Source organism: Proteus sp. Marseille-Q3619 (genome assembly GCF_965283115.1).
Genome location: NZ_CBDIMP010000001.1, coordinates 1,358,554 through 1,374,955 on the forward strand (window position 1 = coordinate 1,358,554; position 16,402 = coordinate 1,374,955).

Here is a 16,402-nt window from a genome sequence, read left to right on the forward strand (position 1 = left end):
AGTTTAATTCATATGCGCTATGATATAAAAAAACACGCTCAATAATAAATTTAAGCGTGTTATTTTAATTAAAGGCTATTATTTATCACTCACCAGAATCCAAAGACCGAATATATTCATCCATTTCAGTTTTTAGATTATCTGACTTAGGACCAAAAATCGCTTGAATACCCGAGCCAACAACCACAACACCTGCAGCACCTAGTCTTTTCAACTCATCACGATCGACTTTTTCAATCTCTTTAACGCCAATACGTAAACGAGTAATACAAGCATCTAAACTACTGATATTGTCTTTGCCACCAAACGCAGCGACTAAAGATTGTCCCATAGCACTTTTATCCGCTTGTTTTGCATTTTTATCTTCTACTTCTCGACCTGGGGTTTTCAGGTTTAGTTTCACGATTAAGAAACGGAAAATAGAGTAATAAGTTATCGCATAAAGTATGCCAATAATTGGGAATAAATACAGTTTACTGCTATTGCCACTCAATACGATAAAATCAATTAAACCATGAGAGAAACTTGTCCCATCACGCATACCTAACACGATACAAATAACAAATGCTAAACCAGCTAAAATAGCGTGAATAACATAAAGAATAGGAGCGACAAACATAAATGAGAATTCGATAGGTTCTGTGATCCCTGTTAAGAAGGCAGTTAATGCCGCAGAAATCATGATACCACCGACTTTTACACGGTTCTCTGGACGTGCTGAATGCCATATCGCAATCGCGGCAGCAGGTAAACCAAACATCTTAAATAAAAAGCCACCTGACAACATACCCGCAGTTGGATCACCTGCCATATAGCGAGGAATATCACCGTGGAATACTTGCCCTGCACTATTTACGTATTCACCCACTTGCATTTGGAACGGCACGTTCCAGATATGGTGTAAACCAAATGGTACTAATGCACGCTCTACAACACCATAAATACCAAAAGCAACAGCAGGGTTTTGATACGCAGCCCATTCAGAAAAACGTTGAATTGCTGTACCAATAGGGGGCCAAATAAAGGCTAAGATAATCCCAACAAAAATAGCGATTAAACCTGAAATAATAGGAACAAAACGCTTACCAGCAAAGAAGCCTAAATACTCAGGTAATTTGATGCGATAAAAACGATTGAACATAGAGGCGGCAATAATACCAGCGATGATCCCCCCTAATACTCCTGTATCAGTAAGGTGCTGAGCCTCAATTTCTGCTGGTGTTAAACCTAAAACCCAAGGAGCAACCACAATCATAGTTTTAGACATAATGCCATAAGCTACAACAGAGGCCAGTGCTGATACCCCATCATTATTGGTAAAACCTAACGCAACACCAATGGCAAAAATAAGTGGCATATTAGAGAAAACCGAACCACCAGCCTCTGCCATAACTTGAGAAACAGAAGAAGGGATCCATGAAAGATCAGCGGAACCAACCCCTAATAAAATACCGGCAATAGGTAGTACAGATACCGGTAACATCAAGGACTTTCCGATTTTTTGTAAAACAACAAATAGGTTTTTAAACATCAAGCAGACTCCCGGAATGTGGGTTTTTATATGTTGTAAGTTTTTATTTGTTTAAAGTAGTGTGGGTTTTATTTCATAAACTTATCTAATGATAAGCCTTATTTATTTTACATCATAAAATAAATCGCTTAATGAATACATGATAGCTGTCACGTTTCAAACATGTGGTCAGATCAATTAATAGAATTATATATTTTACAAATAGTTAAAATAGATTATAAATTTGCGCAAACCATTAAGACTTAAGTAAAAAAGCCTTAATAGTCACGCAAAGAAAGTAATATTTAAAATTAAGAAAGGAATTAAAAATGATGAGCTAAATCTTCACCATACTGCTCTAATTCAGGTCTTAATCCACGCCAACCAAATTGATTAATAAGGTGTTGCCAAGGCAGATCCCATTTAGCTGTTAAGTTAAGTGGTTGCAATGTGATTGGATGAATTAAGTTTAGATGGCTTGCATGTAACATCAAGCGATGAGATTGAAAATGATTTACAACACCACGGTTTTGACGTAAATCACCATGAGCAGTATCACCAATAATCGGGTGTCGAATATGAGACATATGGCGACGTAATTGGTGCTTGCGCCCCGTTTCAGGACGTAACTCTAATAAACTAAATCGAGATGTAGGATAACGCCCGATCGCAACCTCTTTTTCAACAATACCTAATGGCTGACAGTGCGTCACGCAATCTTGAATTTGTGGAGGTTGAGTTGCAAATTTGTCTGCAATTTTGTCGAGCTCCTCAACTAAAGGGCTATCAATAACAGACGCCTCTTCAACGTATCCTCGAACAACAGCGTGATAAATTTTTTCTGTTTTATGTTGTTCAAAAGATTGAGATAGCGCCCTAGCAACATTAGAAGAAAGTGCCATTAATAGAACACCTGATGTAGGCCTATCTAAACGATGAACAGGGAAAACATGTTGCCCTATTTGATCTCTTAGGGTCTGCATCACAAACACTGTTTCATGTCTATCTAACCAACTGCGGTGAACAAGCCAACCCGCAGGTTTATTCACCGCAACAAGATGTTCATCTTGATAAATAATATCTAGCATTATCGACCTTATGATTTAAACATTGCGTCAAGTTCACGCAAATGATTGAGTAAATCAGTAACATCTCGACTCTTATCTTCTTTAAATGCTTCTTCGTAATAAGGTGCGATTGCGAATTTATTAGGTAATGGCATCTCGTTTTCAATCATCGATGACAATCGCGGAATTAATACCCACTGCAACCATTCATGAGCACTCATTGTATCAATACAGAAAGGCTCAACACTTTCAAATGCTTGTTCAGTAGGAGATTCTAATTGCCATAGCTCAATGTTCTTCATCTCTTCTTCAATCAAGAGCAATTTTGCTAAAATGCGTTGTTCTGGTGTCATCATTTATCCCTTATATAAAACTTACGAATAAGGATAACATTGGGATGGAATAGCAGAAAACAAATAAAAAAATAAAAGGAGCCGAAACTCCTTTTAGACAAGAAAAATAGTTGTCTGTACAACACATGCATCCAAGCAAGACCGTTTTTATCTATCCCTGTGATTAAGTCCGTATCCACATTAATGGAAATATCCTATTTCCTGTGTCCTTGATTACTCTACATTTTATCGGTCACCAAACAGTCCCTTATTTGGTGAACGTAGAATGCCAATAATTGATTAGTTAAACAACCCACAAAACAAAAGCAATTAAATAGCCATAACCATAAATAAAAACAATGAGTTAATAACTTATTGTTCTACTTAAATAAACCGATTTTATTTTTATCAGTGACGTTTTTTGATAAAAAAACACACGCTTTTTTGTAAGACATATCTCACAAGAAAAAAGGTTTATAGACTACGTCACTCATTATATACAGCGACTAATTCTGATAGAAAGAGAGATAAATTTTCAGCTAAAACTTCTCTTTTCTGTTTGCCGAAAGTTTCAAGAATAACTTCCCCCGAAACATTACATACAGAAATTATTTCATTTTCTGAATCTGTGGTGCCGATAAACAATGTTGGTGTAAGTTTTAAACGCTTTTGAGTCACCAAATGACCAATAATATTTTCTTGTAAGCGAATAAAATCCTCTTCACTCCACACTTGGATCAAGCTGAAATCTACCTCTCTAAAGCGAACCTGCATATCTCCAGCATACTGAGTGGTAAAGTAATTGTGCAATTCAGGACGAATAATAATCCCCATTGCTTTTTCAACTTTTTCTAGTTTATCTGTTCCTACAAAAGGTTGCGGTAACCAGTAAACAACTTCATCGCCTGTTCTTGATATACAAATAGAAGGAACACCATAAAGATCTTCACTTGCAGGAGGTAAGCCTGATTTTTCTTGCCATAAATCAACATACTTTTGCGTAAAGGCTTTTAATTCAGAGGAGATGTTTTCAGTCATGATTATCTGTTTTATCTATTTAAATAAGAATTTCCTTTATGTTACCTGATTATGTCACTAATTCAGAGCATCAAAAATAAAGCATTCATATACTATTGATGTTTCAATAGTATAATTAACCTTCTTTTATTTTCAGCTAAAGTTAGGATGTAAATTATGTCTTTATATCAAGGTGATAAATCTCTTGAAGCATTATCTCTGGGCAAAGAGACTCAATATCATGATCAATATGATGCCGGATTATTGCAAGGTGTACCACGTAGCCTAAATCGAGATTCACTCTCTTTAACTGCTGAAAATTTACCTTTTCATGGTGGTGATATTTGGACCATGTATGAGCTCTCATGGCTTAATAGCAAAGGCTTACCACAAGTTGCTATTGGTCATGTTGAATTAGATGCAACCACTGAAAATCTTATTGAATCTAAAAGTTTTAAATTATATCTCAATAGTTTTAATCAAACTCGTTTTGAAAGTTGGGATATCGTCGAAAAAACCTTACTTAAAGATTTAACGACTTGTGCTAAAGGCAAAGTTAATCTAATCATTTATCCACTTTCGCATTTTACATCACAACCTATTGTTGATTTTGCTGGAGAGTGTATTGATGAACAAGATATTGAAATTGATAATTATCAGTTTGATATGCAATGGTTAAACGAATCGACAACCGATACACTAGTTGAAGAAACCCTTGTCAGCCATCTGTTAAAATCAAACTGCCTCATTACTAATCAACCAGATTGGGGCTCAGTTGCTATTCAATATAAGGGTAAAAAGATTGATCGTGAAAAACTACTACGCTATTTAGTTTCATTTAGACAACACAATGAATTTCATGAACAGTGTGTTGAGCGAATTTTCCACGATATCATGCAATTATGTGCGCCAGAAACATTAACTGTTTATGCAAGATATACACGACGCGGTGGATTAGACATCAATCCTTGGCGTAGTAATTGTGAGTTTGTTCCAGAAATTAGTCGATTAGCCAGACAATAACGGAATAATGCCTGTATGTTAATATGATCTGTGTTATACCAAGATCAGTTGCACTTCAGTTTGTTATTTCAGGAGAAAAAGGAGTCCTACGTGATAACTCATGTCAGCCCATTAGGTTCCATGGATCTGCTTTCACAGCTAGAAGTTGATATGCTAAAGAGAACCGCAAGCAGTGATCTTTATCAGCTGTTTCGCAATTGTTCTCTCGCTGTTCTCAACTCTGGTAGCCTTACTGATAGTAGTAAAGAACTGTTATCTAAATACCAAGATTTTGATATTAACGTACTGCGCCGTGAACGTGGCGTAAAACTAGAGTTAGTCAATCCTCCTGAAGACGCTTTTGTTGACGGAAAAATTATTCGCTCATTACAAGCTAACTTATTTGCAGTGCTTCGTGACATATTGTTTGTTCACGGGCAAATCACAACAGCAAAACGTGATCTTCACCTGAACTTAGAAAATAGTACTCACATCACTAATACCATTTTCTCGATTTTGCGTAATGCACGAGCTCTTCATATTGATGAAGATCCTAATATGATCGTTTGCTGGGGTGGTCACTCAATCAATGAAACTGAATACCTTTACGGCAGAAAAGTAGGTAACGAATTAGGGCTACGTGAGCTTAATATCTGTACGGGTTGTGGTCCCGGAGCAATGGAAGCACCAATGAAAGGTGCTGCTGTGGGTCATGCTCAACAACGTTATAGAAATAGCCGTTTTATTGGTATGACAGAACCGTCAATCATTGCGGCAGAGCCACCAAATCCATTAGTTAACGAACTGATTATTATGCCAGATATTGAAAAACGTCTGGAATCTTTCGTACGAATTGGACATGGTATTATTATTTTCCCAGGCGGTGTAGGAACAGCAGAAGAATTGCTGTATCTGCTTGGTATTCTTATGTCTCCAGAAAACCAAGACCAAGTATTACCACTAATTTTAACTGGTCCTAAAGAAAGTGCAGACTACTTTAATGTATTAGATGACTTTATCGCCAATACATTAGGCGATGAAGCTCGTCGTCATTACCAAATCATTATTGATGATGCACCTGAAGTAGCTCGTATCATGAAAAAATATATGCCATTGGTAAAAGATAATCGTCGTAGCACAGGTGATGCTTATAGCTTTAACTGGTCAATGAAGATCAATGCTGATTTACAACATCCTTTTGAACCAACCCATGAAAACATGGCATCACTTAACCTAAGCACAAATCAATCACCAGAAAAATTAGCCGCTGACTTGCGTCGTGCTTTCTCGGGTATTGTCGCGGGTAACGTAAAAGAAGTGGGTATGAAAGCGATTGAAGCTCATGGTCCTTATAAAATTCATGGTGATAGTGAAATCATGCGTCGCATGGATATTTTATTAGCAGGCTTTGTTGAGCAACACCGTATGAAACTTCCCGGTGGTACAGCTTACCAACCGTGTTACGAGATTATCAGCTAATTTATTATGATACATTTGCTGATTATTGATGCTTTAAACCTGATCCGCCGCATTCATGCGGCATCAGGTTCTTCCTGCCTTACAGTGTGCGAACAAAGTGTCAATCAACTACTTGGCCACACACAACCTACTCATGCCGTAGCAGTTTTTGACGAAGAAGACAGAGACGGTAGCTGGCGACATAAACTGTTACCCGATTATAAAGCGGGTCGCACACCAATGCCTGATGACTTGCGACAACAATTACCTGAAATTAAAGCAATGTTACTTAATTTAGGAATACAGAGCTGGCACTCAGGTGGTGATGAAGCTGATGACGTTGCAGCAACATTGGCAACTAAAGTGGCAAATGCAGGTTTTCGAGTCACGATTATTTCAACGGATAAAGGCTATTGCCAGTTGCTTTCGCCCTCTATTCGTATACGCGATTATTTTCAACGACGCTGGTTAGATTTAGAATTTATTAGAGCTGAGTTTGGTGTTGAGCCATCTCAACTTACCGACTATTGGGGATTAACAGGCGTAAGTAGCAGTAAGGTTGCAGGCGTTCCTGGTATTGGGCCTAAAAGTGCTACCGAGCTTTTACACATTCACCCAGATCTAGAATCACTCTATCTGCATATTGATGATGTTCCGACTAAATGGAAAAACAAACTTATTACCCATAAAGAGTCTGCATTTATCAGTCGGAAAATCACGACATTACGTACTGATATTCAATTAAACGGTAATCTACAACAGTTACGTTTAAAATAGCCAAGTTCCCACACGTTAAAACTTAACGAGCGAATATCTTTGAATAACTCGCTTCCATTAAAAAAGGCTAAGTTTCTATTTATAAACTTAGCCTTTTATTGCCATCAACAAATCGATGTGCTTTGAACAGTTTTAGAACTCACGATCTGGTCGATAAGCAGCCCAAATATTTTGAATATGAACCGTTATCTCTTCTCTATCATGATAAAGGTGCTTAGCTTGGATCTTAACGTTGATCCCTTTTTCCGCTAACTCTGACTTTATTTTTTCAAGGATATGAGAGACTTCCTCATAGCGCTTTTTCATTGGCAGTTTTAGATTAAAGATAGCTTCGCGACACCATTCATTAGCAATCCAAGTTGTCATTAATGCAGCAACTTTAGCTGGCTTTTCAACCATATCACAAACAAGCCATGTGATATTTTTAGTTGTAGGCTCAAATTTAAAACCATCAACTTGGTGATGACGAACTTGTCCTGTATCCATCAAAGATTGTGCCATTGGGCCATTATCAACAGCATGTACCATCATACTGCGTTTCACTAATTGATATGTCCAACCGCCGGGACATGCTCCTAAATCAACCGCTTTCATTCCACTTGCTAAACGCTCTTCCCACTCCTCATAAGGAATGAAAATATGAAATGCTTCTTCAAGTTTTAATGTCGAACGACTTGGTGCATCTGATGGGAATTTTAATCGAGGAATACCCATATAAAATGCGGAATTATTAAAACTATAAGAGTAGCCAACATAACAACATCCCGGTGCAATAAAAAACACATGGATAATAGGGCGGCTAAAATTCTCTACTTTCAGCAAAATTTTCTCATTACGTAAATGATTACGTAATGGCACCGTAAATTTACGGCAGAATTTTAATAATTCTTTGCTTTCGTTAGTATCTGCAACTTCAACTCGAAGTTCACCCGCTTTTTCGACAGCACCTTTTAACATTCCAACAATCGGTGTAATTCTATCTTCTGGCGGTAAATCTTTAAGTAATTCACCTGTTACAAACATCTGACGAGCAAAAATTAATTCACGGAAACTCACTTCACGCGCGATCTTGTCTGCTTCACCTTCTTGGTAGCATTCAAAGATCACATAACCGCTTCCCTCTTTAACACGAGGAAAGCCATAAACGCCGATTTGACCTGCTTTATCCGTAATCTCAGCCGCGCACTCTTTTTCAAAACCTTGGCGACAATATAATGCAACTTTATTCATGGCGAGACGCCGGTGCCCTTAGACGCAAAGCGCCAATAAAAATTAAAGCCCAACCAATAAGAAAACTAAATCCACCAATTGGCGTAAAATAAGATAACAACCTAACTTGTGTTAGCGCCATACAATAAAGGCTACCACTGAAAAGTAGAATACCAACACCAAAGAAAATACCTGCCCAATAAAACCATAAAATGGTTTTACGCATTAACATTGCCGCGATCCCGACAAGTAATAAGGTATGGACGATTTGGTAGCGCATCGCTAACTGAATGTATTCCCAATGTTGTGGCGATAAATGCGGTGCAAGTTTATGAGTTGCAAATGCACCAAAAGCAACATAAAAGAAGCCACTAATCGCGGAAAACATAAGTAATGTACGACTATTCACTGTTTATTCCTTCCTATCTAGAAGATATTTGCCAATCGCAATATTAAGATGATGTCAGTAAACCCAGCTTTTCTTGCTCATTCGCTGCTTGAGATAAAATCCATTGGCGAAAAGCCGCAATTTTACCTAATTCAGCCTGGCTATCTTGGCAAACTAAATAAAATGCATTTTTACTAACAAGGACATCTGGAAAAGGTCTTACTAATCGACCTGATTCTATTTCACTACGTGCCATTACATTATTAACTAATGCAACGCCTTGTCCATGTACAGCGGCCTGTATCACCATTGAACTATGGCTAAAAATAGGCCCTTGTTGCACATTTATCTGATTTTGTATCTCTAATTGACGTACATAAGCTTGCCAATCTCGACGAGATGTATCATGTAGCAATGTATGATAAATCAGATCGGATGGGGTTTTTAGTGGTTTTTCACCTGTAAGTAAAGATGGTGCACAAACAGGGATCAAATATTCCGCATAAAGGCGGTCTGTACGTAAACCAGTCCAATTTCCTCGACCATAAAAAATAGCTACATCAACATCATCAGCCAGCTTATCTTCTTCTCTATCAACAGCCTGAATTCGCACATCAATTCCCGGATAAGCTTGATTAAATCCAGATAGCCGTGGTACTAACCATTGAATAGCAAAACTTGGAGAAAGGCTAACAGTAAGTGCGCCTTTCGCGCTTCGAGCTAATAATTTGCGAGTTGCCTCGTTAATTGATGAAAAGATTTCCTTAATATCGAGGTAATAACTCTGCCCTTCTTCGGTTAATAAAAGAGAGCGGTTGCGTCTTCTAAATAATTTTAGCCCAAGGAATTCTTCTAATGTTTTAATTTGGTGGCTCACTGCTGCTTGTGTCACAAATAATTCTTCAGCGGCTTTAGTAAAACTTAAATGACGTGCCGCTGAATCAAAAACCCTAAGCGCATTTAATGGCGGTAAACGTTTAGACATATTCGGTTCTTAAACCCCTATTTTGGCTATTAGTAGATCCTAACTTTCATCATTAGTTTTTTTTATGCGAAGCATTATAAATTGTCCCTTGATGATTAGCCAGTAAATACCTATAGTAAGCGCACTTCCTAAGCCGGAACGAAAAGTTGTGTAGTAGTAATACTGCAAAACTTTTGGCTTTGTGGTTGTGATGTTGTGTTTGCAAGTTGTCTGGAAATTCCAGACTTAGTAGCTGATGCTACTGTTTTTTTTCACTTCCTGTACATTTACCCTGTCTGTCCATAGTGATTTTATAGTGCACCGCCAAGGCGGTGCTTTTTTTATTCCTTATTTTTCTCTACTTTTGAATGACTCACACATACCGTTTTGATGTTTTCATCCATTTTTTATAATGAACTTATCATCTTTATTCTAAAAAAACTCACCACAAATTATCCCCAATAAATTAAAACAAGAAAAAATAGGATATTAATCTGATCTCAGTGATTTGTTATTGAGTGAACTTTCATCATCTTAATCGTGTTATTATGAGCACAATGACTTATAACAAACGGATGCCTTTAGGTTTCCGTTATAAATAAATATAATTAACTGTATAATCTATACGCCCTATTTTTAACGACAAATCACGAAAATTTATTCGTCTACCAATACAGCCTAACTATGAACGTATTTTCACCTGATTTATTTCGACAACAATTTCCAGCTCTTAAAGAAAAAACTATTTATCTCGATAGTGCAGCAACAGCATTAAAGCCTCTCGCCATGATAGAAGCCTCAGATGCGTTTTATCGCCATAATTTTGCGACGGTTCACCGTAGCCAATATCAGCATGCTAAAGAAACAACGCAACAATATGAGGCGACACGTCAACAAGTTGCCGAATTAATCAATAGTGCTGATAGTGATACGATTATTTGGACAAAAGGCACCACAGAATCACTCAACTTTATTGCTCAAGGTTATTTTCGTCCACGCTTACAAGCAGGTGATGAAATAATTGTTAGTGAGCAAGAACACCATGCAAACCTTATTCCTTGGTTGATACTAGCGGAACAAACAGGCGCTCGAGTGATCCGTTGGGCTATTGAGGATCATTTTTTACCTTCAATTAATAGCTTAAATGCTTTAATCAATAAGCGGACACGAATTGTTGCTGTTAGCCAAATGTCGAATGTGACAGGTGCTCAAATCGCATTAGATAAAGTGTCTCAATGCGTTCATCAATATGATAATTGCTTACTGGTTGTCGATGGAGCGCAAGGTATTGCGCATCACCCAACAGATGTCACAGCATTTGATATCGATTTCTATGTTTTTTCTGCTCATAAACTTTATGGCCCTAATGGGTTAGGTATTTGTTATGGTAAACGAAAACATTTAGAGGACATGGCACCTTGGCATGGTGGTGGAAAAATGCTCACTAACGCAACATTTGATGGTTTTACTCCCGCTCCGATTCCTCAGCGTTTTGAAGCTGGAACGCCTAATGTTGCGGGTGTTATTGCATTTTCAGCCACATTAGCCTGGTTAGAAAAACAAGATATGCATCATGCTAACCAATATGCTCTTGAGCTTGCAGAAGAAGCAGAGAGGCGTCTGAGTGAGCTAAATGGTTTTATCAGTTACCGAGCCAGCAACTCATCGATTGTTTCTTTCAATTTCGAAGGTGTTCATCATAGTGATTTAGCAACATTAATCACAGAGAAAGGTATTGCATTACGCACAGGGCAACACTGTGCACAACCTCTTATTGATTCATTAAATATTTCAGGCTGCTTACGCATTTCTTTTATGCCTTATAATCAACTTTCTGATATTGATGCCTTTATTGACGCTGTTATTTTTGCGTTAACACTCTTAAAAGACGAATAACCATCATGACCAACATTACAACACAGCATCCTTTTGGCAATGAAATTACCCTAGATATCTTGCTTAATGATTTTCAAAAATCAAAAGCATGGGAAGATAAATATCGCCAATTAATTCAACTTTCTCGTAAATTACCTGCATTACCTGATGAATTAAAAACAACAGAAAAAGAAATCAAGGGATGTGAGAACAGAGTGTGGCTAGGCGTTGAATTAAATAATGACGGCAAATACCATGTTTATGGTGATAGTGATGGTCGTATTGTAAAAGGCTTATTGACTATTATTTTAGTCGCTGTTGAAAATAAAACGGCACAAGAAATAGCTGATATCGATATGTTAGCTATTTTTGAACAATTAGGATTGGCTAATCAAATTAGCCAATCTCGCACTGACGGAGTGAATGCGATTATCGCACGATTGAAATCACTCACATCCCAGCATTAAGTTTTATACTCTAAATAATTCAAGATGTAGCTAGGCGACAAGTGAATGAGTCGCTAGGAGCATACATAAGTATGTGACTAGTGCGAATGAACACCGTCAACAACGCTACAACTTGAATATATGCAAACATATACTCTAAATAATTCAAGATGTAGCTAGGCGACAAGTGAATGAGTCACTAGGAGCATACATAAGTATGTGACTAGTGCGAATGAACGCCGTCAACAACGCTACAACTTGAAGTATGACGAGTACGTTGCGCCTTTGCTAGCATCTTCTTCAAAGCATGAGACACCGCAATAAAACCAAACGATGCCGTTACCATCGTTACTGCACCAAAGCCAGCTGAACAATCCATACGTTTCACACCATCCGCCGTACTTTTTGCCGCACAAACCGTACCATCGCCTTGTGGATAAACGAGTTGTTCTGTTGAGAAAACACAATCAATCCCTAATTTTCCCTTACTATTTTTTACGACATTAAAATCAGATTTCAAACGCTCTCTTAATTTAGCCGCTAAAGGATCTTGAATTGTTCTTGCTAAATCAACCACTTGGATTTGTGTTGGATCAATTTGTCCACCAGCACCACCCGTTGTGATCACCGGAATTTTATAACGACGACAATAAGCTAATAATGCAGCCTTTGGTCTTACACTATCAATTGCATCAATGACATAGTCAAAGTTGTTATTCATCATTTCAGCGACATTATCAACCGTGACAAAATCATCAATACTAGTCACTTTGCATTCTGGATTGATTTCTAAAATACGCTGTTTCATCACATCGCATTTAGGCTGACCCACGCTTTCTTTTAACGCATGTATTTGACGATTAGTGTTAGTCACACACACATCATCCATATCAATTAAGGTGATGGCACCAATACCACTACGTGCTAATGCTTCAGCAGCCCAACTGCCGACCCCGCCTATACCCACGACACAGATATGAGCCTGAGCAAAATAAGACAACGCGTTTTGCCCATAGAGTCGCCCTATTCCAGAAAAGCGTTGTAAATATGAATCTGATAATGAATTTTGCATAATGCGATAACAACCTAAATAACAGAAATAATCATGGCTCTTAATATCCATAGCCATGTCGTTTGCATAATTTTACCGTTAATAACGAACAGATAAATAGCAAATCGTTTTTATAACGAAGGATTTAATAAGTTAAGTTGTGATTTTTTTAATACCCAAACACGCCCATAATGATTATAAAAACCTGCCATATGACCCGCATCTTTACCAATTCCATAATAAATATCGAAATGATGCCCTTTAATTGCCCCGCCTACATCTAATGCCACCATTAAACGCATTTGATATTCGCCTGTAAAATTACCGGTATTATCAAGTACAGGAATTTCAGCAAGCAACACAGTTCCGGCAGGAATAATACTTCTGTCAGAAGCCACAGAGGCAAGTGCAACAAGTGGGATAGCACTAGCGCCTCTAACCGGTGTAAAAGGCTCTGGTTTGAAAAAAACAAATGAAGGGTTTTCTTCTAATAATTTTCTCACTTCGGTATCACTATGTTTATCTGCCCACTCTCTGATAGCCAGCATAGACATATCTTTTCTTTCTACTTCGCCATTATCAATAAGTACTTTACCAATACTACGGTAAGGGTGTCCGTTTTTCCCTGCATAACCAAAGAACGTTAAAGGTTTACCATCACCAAAATCAACATAACCACTTCCCTGAACTTCCATCATAAAATTATCCATAATGGAGTTACTGTAAGCTGCAATTAAAGATTGGCTTAATGCACCATTATAAATAGCAGCACGAGACGGCAACTTTGAACGGCTATTAGCTGGCATTTTATAAAGAGGGTATTGGAATTCACCTTGTTGTGTTAAACGGGCTTCAAGAACAGGCGTGTAATATCCAGTAAACTGAACGTTACCGTACTTATCGACGCCTTCCATTTGAAATGCAGAAAGATTGAATTGACGTAATTGTCGTGTATCTGCACCAGATCGTAACCAGTTTTCTACCGCCTGATAAGTTTCTTTATTGCTATTGTATAAGCGGGATGATGTTTGGTTTATCTGGCTTACTTGTTGTAAGTAATCAGGACCATTAATCGGTGTACCTTGCGTATTTGGCGAGCTTACCTCAATAAGATCTTGCTTAAGCTTTCCATCTTTATACTGTTGCCCTTGCTCTGTTGGACGATGACATCCAGTCAAGGCAAGCGCTAACATACCTAAAATTAACGATTTTCGCCAAGTAACCATTTTTTTCCCGCTTAATAACTAAATTTGAGTACTGATTTTGAATGAGAAAGATACCAAAGCCAAATCAATAAAGATAATGAATATACATGTTGTACCTGCATTCTATTATCACCCAATCAATATGACTTTTAAACATCAAGTATATGCTCGCTAAATAACTTGAAGTATGACGAGTATAACTGCCTAAATTTGCATCTTGATGTGTTATTTCTGACCGTTTTTAAAAGAAAACTGTAAAAATTTCATAAAAAACTTGCAACTCAGCAGATCCTGAGTATAGTGCCCCTCTGTGGAGACGCGGGGTGGAGCAGCTTGGTAGCTCGTCGGGCTCATAACCCGAAGGTCGTCAGTTCAAATCTGGCCCCCGCAACCAATTCACAAAGCAGTAAGTTATAGTATCAGTCGCGGGATGGAGCAGCATGGTAGCTCGTCGGGCTCATAACCCGAAGGTCGTTGGTTCAAATCCAGCTCCCGCAACCAATTCTATAAACAACAATTCAGTCGCGGGATGGAGCAGCATGGTAGCTCGTCGGGCTCATAACCCGAAGGTCGTTGGTTCAAATCCAGCTCCCGCAACCAATTCTTTTCAATGTTATTCCTCATTTTTACCATCTCTCTTGATTTATTAATTCAAATCTATTACCCAACTTATTTATACATTTATTCTGATCATTCTCTTTTATTTTAATAAGATTATTGTGTTGAAAAACAATAAGACATTCCAATAGAAAGCAGATGATATTCACTTTCTACTGGAATATGAAAAGAAGGTATAAAAAGAATTTAACTACGATCAGCTAACGTTAATTCACCGCCATTAGCAAAATAAGCTTTGATGCCTTTAAAAATAGATTCTGCAATCTGTTGCTGGAATTTTGCTGTTTTCAGTTTTTTCTCTTCTTCGATATTACTGATAAAGGCCGTTTCAACCAGAATTGACGGAATTTCTGGCGCTTTTAATACCGCAAACCCAGCCTGATCGACTTTATTTTTATGCAGTTTATTAATTCCACCCATCAGCTTAAGCACTTCACTACCAAATTTAAGACTGTCGTTGATAGTGGCTGTTTGCACAAGATCAAGCATTGCATGGTCAACGTAGCGGTCACCACTTTTACTCACACCACCAATTAAGTCAGACTCATTTTGTGTTTGAGCAAGATAACGCGCTGTATTACTGGTTGCACCAGTTTTTGATAATGCAAAAACAGATGAACCTCTTGCAGAGCGGTTTGTAAACGCATCAGCATGGATAGAGACAAATAAATCTGCCTGCATTTTTCGCGCTTTAGCAACACGTACAGTCAATGGAATAAAGACATCTTCATTACGTGTCATATACGCCTTCATTTTGGCATCTTTATCAATAAGCGTTCTTAAGCGACGAGCAATTTGTAAAACCACATCTTTTTCACGAGTTTTATATTTGCCGATTGCTCCCGGATCTTCTCCACCATGACCAGGATCGATCATTATAATAATCGGCCTATCACGCCCCGCTCTGCCAGGTTTACGTGTGTCTGTTTGTGCGGGTACAGCTTGTTGTAAATCACCGTCGTTATATTCACGCAATAGTGCTAATAGTGGATCATCTTCAGTATCAGCCCCATGACTTGGGTAGAAATCTAGCACTAAACGGTTTTTAAATTCAGCCACAGGTTTAAGCGTAAACATTTGTGGTTGTACAGGCGTTTTTACTTCAAATACCAGTCGCACTGTTTTAGGTGTATTTTGACCAACCCGAATAAGTTTTAAATACGGATCGCTAGTCTGAACTTGATTAGCAACACCTTTCAATACGCTATTAAGTTGAATACCTTCTAAATCCACCACAATACGTTCAGGGTTTGACAATGCAAACTGACGATATTTCAGTGGTGTACTGGATTCTATAGTCACGCGAGTATAAGTCGAGGCAGGCCAAACCCTCACAGCAACAATAGATGCTGTGGCTGCAAGACCAACAGGACTAATACTTAACAATAATAACGCGCCAATTCCTTTAACAAGACGACGACGAGTTTGATTGTGCTCAGAATGACTCATGAAAATATTCCAAAAAAACGATTAACGTCAATAA

General features: G+C 38.0%; 15 protein-coding genes and 3 tRNA genes. 8 read left to right on the top strand and 10 right to left on the bottom strand.

The features are described 5' to 3' along the window. Window positions 1–85: 85 nt before the first annotated feature. The 4 genes from ptsG to syd all read right to left on the bottom strand — a co-directional run bounded on the left by ptsG (window position 86) and on the right by syd (window position 3,947). Window positions 86–1,531 (bottom strand): PTS glucose transporter subunit IIBC, encoded by a 1,446-nt coding sequence (ptsG, locus tag ACWPWK_RS06185; protein WP_109373109.1) that lies wholly within the window; start codon window positions 1,529–1,531, stop codon window positions 86–88. 302 nt (window positions 1,532–1,833) lie between these two features. Then, entirely contained in the window at window positions 1,834–2,598 is a 765-nt protein-coding gene (truC, locus tag ACWPWK_RS06190) for a tRNA pseudouridine(65) synthase TruC (RefSeq protein WP_109373108.1), read from the bottom strand. A gap of 8 nt (window positions 2,599–2,606) precedes the next feature. Then, window positions 2,607–2,930, bottom strand: coding sequence for a YqcC family protein (locus ACWPWK_RS06195; protein WP_109373107.1), 324 nt, complete (start codon window positions 2,928–2,930; stop codon window positions 2,607–2,609). Window positions 2,931–3,395: 465 nt separating this feature from the next. After that, on the bottom strand, window positions 3,396–3,947 hold the full coding sequence (syd, locus tag ACWPWK_RS06200; protein ID WP_109373106.1) for a SecY-interacting protein: 552 nt from the start codon (window positions 3,945–3,947) through the stop codon (window positions 3,396–3,398). A 156-nt stretch (window positions 3,948–4,103) separates the two neighbouring features. Between syd and queF the strand changes: the two genes are divergently transcribed. The 3 genes from queF to xni all read left to right on the top strand — a co-directional run bounded on the left by queF (window position 4,104) and on the right by xni (window position 7,163). Further along, entirely contained in the window at window positions 4,104–4,949 is an 846-nt protein-coding gene (queF, locus tag ACWPWK_RS06205; RefSeq protein ID WP_109373105.1) for an NADPH-dependent 7-cyano-7-deazaguanine reductase QueF, read from the top strand. Between the two features lie 90 nt (window positions 4,950–5,039). Next, complete coding sequence (gene ppnN, locus ACWPWK_RS06210; protein WP_109373104.1) at window positions 5,040–6,407, top strand: nucleotide 5'-monophosphate nucleosidase PpnN; 1,368 nt, start codon at window positions 5,040–5,042, stop codon at window positions 6,405–6,407. Between the two features lie 6 nt (window positions 6,408–6,413). Then, on the top strand, window positions 6,414–7,163 hold the full coding sequence (xni, locus tag ACWPWK_RS06215; RefSeq protein WP_109373103.1) for a flap endonuclease Xni: 750 nt from the start codon (window positions 6,414–6,416) through the stop codon (window positions 7,161–7,163). Between the two features lie 132 nt (window positions 7,164–7,295). Here xni and rlmM read toward each other — a convergent pair whose 3' ends face one another. The 3 genes from rlmM to ACWPWK_RS06230 are packed head-to-tail and all read right to left on the bottom strand — an operon-like array spanning window position 7,296 to window position 9,745. Beyond that, window positions 7,296–8,393, bottom strand: coding sequence for a 23S rRNA (cytidine(2498)-2'-O)-methyltransferase RlmM (gene rlmM / locus ACWPWK_RS06220; protein ID WP_109373102.1), 1,098 nt, complete (start codon window positions 8,391–8,393; stop codon window positions 7,296–7,298). Continuing rightward, window positions 8,386–8,781, bottom strand: coding sequence for a DUF423 domain-containing protein (locus ACWPWK_RS06225; RefSeq protein WP_036913817.1), 396 nt, complete (start codon window positions 8,779–8,781; stop codon window positions 8,386–8,388). Before ACWPWK_RS06225 ends, rlmM begins: the two co-directional genes overlap by 8 nt. Window positions 8,782–8,824: 43 nt before the next feature. Next, a complete protein-coding gene (locus tag ACWPWK_RS06230; protein ID WP_023582728.1) occupies window positions 8,825–9,745 on the bottom strand; it encodes a transcriptional regulator GcvA in 921 nt (306 codons plus the stop codon). A 663-nt stretch (window positions 9,746–10,408) separates the two neighbouring features. Between ACWPWK_RS06230 and csdA the strand changes: the two genes are divergently transcribed. Both csdA and csdE read left to right on the top strand, forming a co-directional pair. Next, the gene (csdA, locus tag ACWPWK_RS06235) at window positions 10,409–11,620 is read left to right on the top strand and encodes a cysteine desulfurase CsdA (RefSeq protein ID WP_109373101.1); all 1,212 of its coding nucleotides are present in this window, start codon (window positions 10,409–10,411) and stop codon (window positions 11,618–11,620) included. A gap of 5 nt (window positions 11,621–11,625) precedes the next feature. Next, entirely contained in the window at window positions 11,626–12,066 is a 441-nt protein-coding gene (csdE, locus tag ACWPWK_RS06240) for a cysteine desulfurase sulfur acceptor subunit CsdE (RefSeq protein ID WP_109373100.1), read from the top strand. A 202-nt stretch (window positions 12,067–12,268) separates the two neighbouring features. Here the strand turns inward: csdE and tcdA are convergent, their stop codons facing one another. Next, on the bottom strand, window positions 12,269–13,117 hold the full coding sequence (gene tcdA, locus ACWPWK_RS06245; protein WP_109373140.1) for a tRNA cyclic N6-threonylcarbamoyladenosine(37) synthase TcdA: 849 nt from the start codon (window positions 13,115–13,117) through the stop codon (window positions 12,269–12,271). 110 nt (window positions 13,118–13,227) lie between these two features. Further along, window positions 13,228–14,322: a murein transglycosylase A gene (gene mltA / locus ACWPWK_RS06250; protein WP_109373099.1), complete on the bottom strand. Its 1,095-nt coding sequence runs from the start codon at window positions 14,320–14,322 to the stop codon at window positions 13,228–13,230. A 296-nt stretch (window positions 14,323–14,618) separates the two neighbouring features. Here mltA and ACWPWK_RS06255 point away from each other — a divergent pair. From ACWPWK_RS06255 to ACWPWK_RS06265, 3 genes are all read left to right on the top strand, one after another. Further along, window positions 14,619–14,695, top strand: a tRNA-Met gene (locus ACWPWK_RS06255). Between the two features lie 30 nt (window positions 14,696–14,725). Further along, window positions 14,726–14,802 (top strand) — tRNA-Met (locus ACWPWK_RS06260). A gap of 22 nt (window positions 14,803–14,824) precedes the next feature. Next, window positions 14,825–14,901, top strand: a tRNA-Met gene (locus ACWPWK_RS06265). Between the two features lie 204 nt (window positions 14,902–15,105). Here ACWPWK_RS06265 and amiC read toward each other — a convergent pair. Next, window positions 15,106–16,368 carry an N-acetylmuramoyl-L-alanine amidase AmiC gene (amiC, locus tag ACWPWK_RS06270; RefSeq protein ID WP_109373098.1) on the bottom strand — a complete coding sequence of 421 codons (1,263 nt, stop codon included), beginning with the start codon at window positions 16,366–16,368 and terminating at the stop codon, window positions 15,106–15,108. Window positions 16,369–16,402 lie beyond the last annotated feature (34 nt).